Annotated in this window: 6 protein-coding genes and 1 pseudogene; all 7 read left to right on the top strand. The window is 63.6% G+C overall.

Features of this window, described 5'->3' with window-relative positions; all coding sequences use genetic code 11:
* A pseudogene (locus tag AC1RQC_RS25860) lies at window positions 1-180 on the top strand (ABC transporter ATP-binding protein); the annotation flags it as partial.
* Between the two features lie 95 nt (window positions 181-275).
* The gene (locus tag AC1RQC_RS25855) at window positions 276-1,484 is read left to right on the top strand and encodes an ABC transporter substrate-binding protein (RefSeq protein WP_441635794.1); all 1,209 of its coding nucleotides are present in this window, start codon (window positions 276-278) and stop codon (window positions 1,482-1,484) included.
* Window positions 1,485-1,663: 179 nt separating this feature from the next.
* Window positions 1,664-2,548 carry a branched-chain amino acid ABC transporter permease gene (locus tag AC1RQC_RS25850; RefSeq protein WP_043350832.1) on the top strand — a complete coding sequence of 295 codons (885 nt, stop codon included), beginning with the start codon at window positions 1,664-1,666 and terminating at the stop codon, window positions 2,546-2,548.
* A complete protein-coding gene (locus tag AC1RQC_RS25845; protein ID WP_492375615.1) occupies window positions 2,548-3,576 on the top strand; it encodes a branched-chain amino acid ABC transporter permease in 1,029 nt (342 codons plus the stop codon). Before AC1RQC_RS25850 ends, AC1RQC_RS25845 begins: the two co-directional genes overlap by 1 nt.
* Window positions 3,577-3,934: 358 nt before the next feature.
* The gene (locus AC1RQC_RS25840; RefSeq protein ID WP_492375614.1) at window positions 3,935-4,405 is read left to right on the top strand and encodes a hypothetical protein; all 471 of its coding nucleotides are present in this window, start codon (window positions 3,935-3,937) and stop codon (window positions 4,403-4,405) included.
* 81 nt (window positions 4,406-4,486) lie between these two features.
* Window positions 4,487-5,245 carry a sulfite exporter TauE/SafE family protein gene (locus tag AC1RQC_RS25835; RefSeq protein WP_492375613.1) on the top strand — a complete coding sequence of 253 codons (759 nt, stop codon included), beginning with the start codon at window positions 4,487-4,489 and terminating at the stop codon, window positions 5,243-5,245.
* Between the two features lie 415 nt (window positions 5,246-5,660).
* Window positions 5,661-6,812 (top strand): ABC transporter substrate-binding protein, encoded by a 1,152-nt coding sequence (locus AC1RQC_RS25830; RefSeq protein WP_183034091.1) that lies wholly within the window; start codon window positions 5,661-5,663, stop codon window positions 6,810-6,812.
* Window positions 6,813-6,913: the final 101 nt, after the last annotated feature.

The raw sequence follows: 6,913 nt of genomic DNA, 5'->3' as shown, positions 1-6,913 counted from the left end.
ATGATCCTGATGCTCAAGAAAAAGGGCTACACGGTGGTGATGGTGGAGCAGAACTTCCGCTTTGCCGCGCCGCTGGCCGACCGTTTTTATGTGATGGAACACGGCACGATCGTCGAGCGCTTCGCGGCTGCGGAGCTGCAGGCCAAGATGCCGGTGCTGAACGAGTTGCTTGGGGTCTGATTCGAATCGGCGCGCGGCGCTGTCATGAATCGCAGGCATTGTTTTAGGGCAGGAACGGGTGGCGTCAGGTGCCGCCGAAACTAAGGAGACAGGCAATGAAGATGACTCGGCTGGCGGTCGCTCTGGCGGCTATCGTAACGGGCGTGGCAATGGGTTCGGCATCGGCGCAGGTCTCGGGCGATACCGTCAAGATCGGCTACATCACCGACATGTCTGGCTTGTACGCCGACATCGACGGCCCGGGCGGCCTCGAAGCCATCAAGATGGCAATCGAGGACAACGGTGGCAAGGTGCTGGGCAAGCCGATCGAGCTGGTCTCGGCCGATCACCAGAACAAGGCCGACATCGCCGCCTCGAAGGCGCGCGAGTGGATGGACCAGCAGGGCCTGGACGTGCTGATCGGCGGCACCAATTCCGCCACCGGCCTGGCCATGAACAAGGTGGCCTCGGAGAAGAAGAAGGTCTACTTCAATATCGGTGCCGGCTCGGCGCGCCTGACCAACGAAGAGTGCTCGCCCTACACCGTGCACTATGCATATGACACGGTGGCGCTCGCCAAGGGTACCGGCAGCGCGGTGGTCAAGCAGGGTGGCAAGTCGTGGTTCTTCCTGACCGCCGACTATGCCTTCGGCCACTCGCTGGAAAACGATACCGCGGCCGTGGTGAAGGCCAACGGCGGCACGGTGGTGGGCTCGGTGCGCCATCCGCTGTCGGCATCGGATTTCTCGTCGTTCCTGCTGCAGGCGCAATCGTCCAAGGCGCAGATCCTCGGCCTGGCCAATGCCGGCGGCGACACCATCAACTCGATCAAGGCGGCCAAGGAATTCGGCATCACCAAGACGATGAAGATCGCCGGCCTGCTGATGTTCATCAACGACATCCACAGCCTGGGCCTGAAGAACACCGAAGGCCTGCTGATGACCGACAGCTGGTACTGGGACATGAACGACGATACGCGCAAGTTCGCCGCGCGCTTCTTCACCAAGATGAAGAAGATGCCGAGCAGCTTGCAGGCCGCCGACTACTCTGCCGCGCATACGTACCTGAAGGCGGTCGAGGCAGCCAAGACGGATGATCCGGACAAGGTCATGGCCGAGCTCAAGAAGATGAAGATCAACGACTTCTACACCAAGGGCTACATCCGCCAGGATGGCCGCGGCATCCACGACATGTACCTGATGCAGGTGAAGTCGCCGGCCGAATCGAAGAAGCCGTGGGACTACCTGAAGGTGGTGGCCACGATCCCGGGTGAGCAGGCTTTCACCACGGTGGCGGAATCGAAGTGCGCGATGATGAAGAAGTAAGCGTTTGAACTGAGTTGAGTTGCGTAGAGTTGATTGAGGTATGACGCCCCCGCCCGGGACCGTTGCATGTTGACCGGGTTCGGGAGTGGGGGCCAGTGTCTTTCTTCGCTTCATTTTGACAGCGCCTGCCTGGCGGGGAACGACGAATCCCGGCTGGTGCGCAAACGGTAACGCCTGCGATGGACATCTTCGGTATTCCTCTGCCCGCCATGCTGTCCCAGTTACTGCTGGGACTGGTCAACGGTGCCTTCTATGCGATGTTGAGCCTTGGCCTTGCGGTCATCTTCGGGCTGCTCAACGTCATCAATTTTGCCCACGGGGCGCTGTTCATGCTCGGCGCGGTCCTGGCCTGGATGGGCATGGAGTACGCCGGGCTCAACTACTGGGTGATGCTGGTGCTGTCGCCGCTGGCGGTGGCGCTGATCGGCATCGTGATCGAGCGCACCATGCTGCGCTGGATCTACAAGCTCGACCATATCTACGGCCTGCTGCTGACGCTCGGCATCACGCTGGTGATCGAAGGCATCTTCCGCTCGATCTATGGGGTGTCGGGGTTGCCGTACTCGGCGCCCGAGGCGCTGAGCGGCGCCACGGATCTGGGCTTCATGATCCTGCCGAACTACCGGGCCTGGGTGGTGGCTGCCTCGCTGGTGGTGTGCTTCTCCACCTGGTACCTGATCGAGAAGACCAAGCTGGGCGCTTATTTGCGCGCTGGCACCGAGAACCCCAAGCTGGTTGAAGCCTTTGGCGTCAACGTGCCGCTGATGGTGACGCTGACCTACGGGTTCGGCGTGGCGCTGGCGGCGTTTGCCGGCGTGCTCGCGGCACCGGTGATCCAGATTTCGCCGCTGATGGGGCAGAACCTGATCATCATCGTGTTCGCGGTGGTGGTGATCGGCGGGATGGGCTCGATCATGGGCTCGATCCTGACCGGCCTCGGCCTGGGCGTGATCGAGGGCCTGACCAAGGTGTTCTATCCCGAGGCCTCGTCCACGGTCGTGTTCTTCATCATGGTGATCGTGCTGATGCTGCGCCCGGCCGGACTGTTCGGGAGGGAGAAGTGATGAACCAACCAACCGGCGCGGCAGTGGCCGCGGGGCAGACAAGACAGGGGCGGGGCGTGCAGAAGAAACTGTTGTACGGATTGTTGCTGGCAGCGCTGGTCCTGGCGCCGATGGCCGGAGCGTATCCGGTGTTCGTGCTCAAGGTGCTGTGCTTCGCGCTGTTCGCGTGCGCCTTCAATCTGCTGATCGGTTATACCGGGCTGCTGTCGTTCGGCCATGCGGCCTTCTTCGGCGGCGCGGCCTATACGGCCGGGCATGCGATGAAGGTGTGGGGCGTCACGCCTGAGGTTGGGCTGGTGCTGGGCACGCTGGCGGGCGCCTTGATCGGCTACGTGGTCGGGTACATCGCGATTCGCCGGCAAGGCATTTATTTCTCCATGATCACGCTGGCGCTGGCGCAGATGCTGTTCTTCTTCTGCCTGCAGGTGCCGTACACCGGGGGCGAGGATGGCTTGCAGGGCATTCCGCGCGGCAAGCTGTTCGGTGTGTTGTCGCTAGCCAACGATCTGACACTGTATTACGTGGCGCTGGCGATCATCGTGGCGGCCTTCGCGCTGATCGTGCGTACCGTGCATTCGCCGTTCGGCCAGATCCTCAAGGCGATCAAGGAAAACGAGCCGCGCACCATCTCGCTGGGCTACGATACGGACCGCTTCAAGCTGATGGTGTTTGTGCTGTCTGCGGCTCTTTCCGGGCTGGCCGGGTCGATCAAGGCGCTGGTGCTGGGCTTTGCCACGCTGACCGACGTGCACTGGTCCATGTCGGGCTCGGTGATCCTGATGACGCTGGTTGGCGGCCTGGGCACGCTTTCGGGCCCGCTGGTCGGGGCTTTCGTGGTGGTGGCGCTGGAAAACAAGCTTGGCGACATCGGCACCTTCCTGGCCTCGACGACGGGCATCGAGTGGTTCAACTCACTGGGCGAATCCGTCACAATGGTGACCGGCGTGATCTTCGTGATCTGCGTATTGACGTTCCGCCGCGGCATCATGGGCGAGCTTCTTGCCCGCTTTGGGAAGGCCCGGGAGTGATCGTGGGGCGACATGCCCGATTTTGGGGCTAGGGTTTCTTCTAGCTTGCTCGAAACGCACCGCTTCGTTACATTCCATATACGGTTTTCGCAGGTTAAATGGAGGCGGAAGCGAGGAGACGACAGGCGCGCAGTCACTAGGCTGCAGTGTCAATATAAGATAAGGGCGTTGCTGGGTGATCCTCGGCAACGCCTTTTTTAATTTCCGGGTTGCATGCCCGTTCCTGGTGCGTGATGTTTTCGCCATGCGGAATCGTCGTCAAAGCCACCGATTGCGCATGCGACAATGCGGCCTTGCCACCGGGCCCGCCATGCCGTCAGATCCCCCCTCTCTAATTTCTTCCCCGCCTGAATCCGCAATGACCCCGGCCTCGATATGCCTGGCCGGTACTGGCGATGCGCAAAACCTGGGCGCCTGGCTGCAATCACGGCACGCATTGCCCGTCGCGGCGGCGCGCGCCCGGCAGGCGCTGCTGGAGGGCCTGCTTGCCCGGCCTGAGCGCGGGGCCTGTGTGGTGGCGCAGGCCAGCGCCGGCCCGGATCTGCTCGGTTGCCTGCCCGTTACGCTGATACCGCATCTCGAACTTGCCGGCCTTGCGGCGCTTGCCACCGAATGGTGGGCCGGTGACGTGCCGGCGGACAGGGGCGCCGCGTTGCTGCTGGATTGCTGTGGCCTGCTGGCCGACTGGTGCAGCGCGCATGGCGTGCGCCATCTGTTGCTGGCGCCGGCGCTTCTGACGGCGGCGCAGGCCGCACCGGCCGGCTTTGCGCCGCATGCCAGCGGCCTGTGGCATCTCAATTTGTCACCAGCCGCCAAGATGCTGGGCTGACGCTTCCAGCGCGCCTGCCGCGCTTGGTTCACCTCCTTCGCTCGTTCCCTCCGTTTTCTCTTTCTTCGTTTCCCCGCGTCCATGGAATTCGCGTTTCTTGCTGTTGCCGCTTTTCTTGCCGGCCTGATCGATGCTGTCGCCGGCGGCGGTGGCCTGGTGCAGATCCCCGCGCTGTTTTCGGCCTATCCCAACATGGCGCCGGCCACGCTGCTCGGCACCAGCAAGGTGGCGTCGCTGGCCGGTACCACCAATGCGGCGTTGCGCTATGGCCGCAGCGTGCGCATCTACTGGGGTGCGACCTTGCCGACGATGCTGTCGGCCTTCGCCTTTTCGATGGCGGGTGCCTACGCGCTCACGCTCATTCCCGCGGAGCCGCTGCGCAAGTCGCTGCCCTTTATCCTGGTGGCCCTGCTGGTCTATACGGTGGCCAAGAAGAGCCTGGGCACCGAGCACGCACCGTCGCTCTCCGGCGGCAAGGAACGCGCCGCTGCGTTGTTGGCGGGCGCCGTGATCGGCTTCTACGACGGCGTGTTCGGGCCGGGCACCGGCAGCTTCCTGATGATCGTGTTCGTGCGCGTGTTTGGCTACGATTTCCTGCATGCCTCGGCATCGACCAAGGTGGTCAACCTCGCCACCAACCTGGCGGCCTTGCTGCTGCTGGCGGCGAAGGGGCACGTCTGGTGGCAGCTCGGGCTGGTCATGGCGCTGGCTAACGTGGGCGGCAGCCAGATTGGCAGCCGCCTCGCGCTCAAGCATGGCAGCGCCTTTGTGCGGCGCGTGTTTATCGTGGTGGTGGCAGCGCTGATCGTGAAAACCGCCTGGGATGCGTTCGGCCGCTGAGCGTCGGTTCGCGGCCGTGTCGCTTGCATGCTGCGATGCGGGTTAATCCCGCTAGCCCGGCGATATGCCTGTTGCTAGACTCGCTACGCATTCCCGACCGGGCGGTCGGTGAATGAGCGGCCGGCGTGGCGCACCATGGCATTGCCTGGCGAGCCCCGCCGAGCGCCGCCGGGGATCACGCGCAGGACGGGAGATTGGGGCAGGGCGGACGCGGATTCGCCCATCGCCCCGGGGTAGCAGGCAGGCGCCGGCGTTGCGCCTGGATACGGGCCTGAAAAGCACCGAAAGGGCACCGGCACAATAAGATCCACCAGGACAAGACAGACCAGAAGAACAGAAGACCAGATTGAGGCATCCGACTGGCCGCGAGGCGGCACGGATGCCTCTTCCGTTTGCCGCAATGGAAGGAGACACGATGACATTCAAGCGCGCCAGCCTGCTGGCTCTCGCCGCCGCCAGCCTGTGCGCCGGCACTGCCAGCGCACAGGTCAAAGTCGGGGTAACGCTATCGGCCACCGGGCCCGCCGCCTCGCTGGGCATTCCCGAGAAGAACACCATCTCGCTGCTGCCCAAGGAGATCGCTGGCAAGAAGATCGAGTACATCGTGCTCGACGATGCGTCGGACACCACCACCGCGGTCAAGAATACGCGCAAGCTGATCAGCGAAGACAAGGTCGACGTGATTGTCGGCTCCACCGTGACGCCCAACTCGCTGGCCATGGTGGATGTCGTCGCCGAGAACGAAACGCCGATGATCACGCTGGCCGCCTCGGCCCGCATCATCGAGCCGATGGATGCCAAGCGCGCCTGGGTCTTCAAGACGCCGCAGAACGACTCGCACATGGCCACCGCCATTGCCGAGCACATGACCAACCACAACGTGAAGACGGTTGCCTTTATCGGCTTCGCGGACGCCTATGGCGATAGCTGGGCGCAAGAGTTCGCCAAGGTCGGCGAGATGCGCAAGATCAAGGTGGTGGCCAATGAACGCTTTGCGCGCACCGACACCTCGGTTACCGGCCAGGTGCTCAAGATGATGGGCAGCAACCCGGACGCCGTGCTGATCGCAGGCTCGGGCACGCCCGCCGCGCTGCCCGCCAAGGCGCTCAAGGAGCGTGGCTGGAAGGGCAAGATCTACCAGACCCACGGTGTGGCCAACGCCGACTTCCTGCGCGTGTGCGGCAAGGATTGCGAAGGCACCTTCCTGCCGGCCGGCCCGCTGCTGGTGGCCGAGCAGCTGCCGGACACGAACCCGGTGAAGAAGCCTGCCATTACCTACAAGACAGCGTACGAAAAGGCATTCGGCGGCCAGGTCTCGACCTTCGGCGGCCACGCCTGGGATGCCGGCCTGCTGCTGCAGCGAGCCATCCCCGAGGCGCTGAAGAAGGGCCAGCCGGGCACCAAGGAGTTCCGCAAGGCGCTGCGCGATGCCATGGAGCAGACCAAGGAGCTGCCGATCTCCCACGGCATCATGAACATGACGCCGACCGACCACCTTGGCCTGGACCAGCGCGCGCGCGTGATGGTGGAGATCGTCGACGGCAAGTGGAAGCTGCAGACCAAGTAAGCGGCACGACTGGCTGCATTGGATGCAAAAAGGGCGCATGGCCAGCCATGCGCCCTTTTTGTTGGTGCCGGCTCATGCCGGCCCACGCCATTGCGCGACTA

Source organism: Cupriavidus sp. GW822-FHT03E04 (genome assembly GCF_058801495.1).
This window is presented reverse-complemented; position numbering and strand designations above follow the sequence as displayed.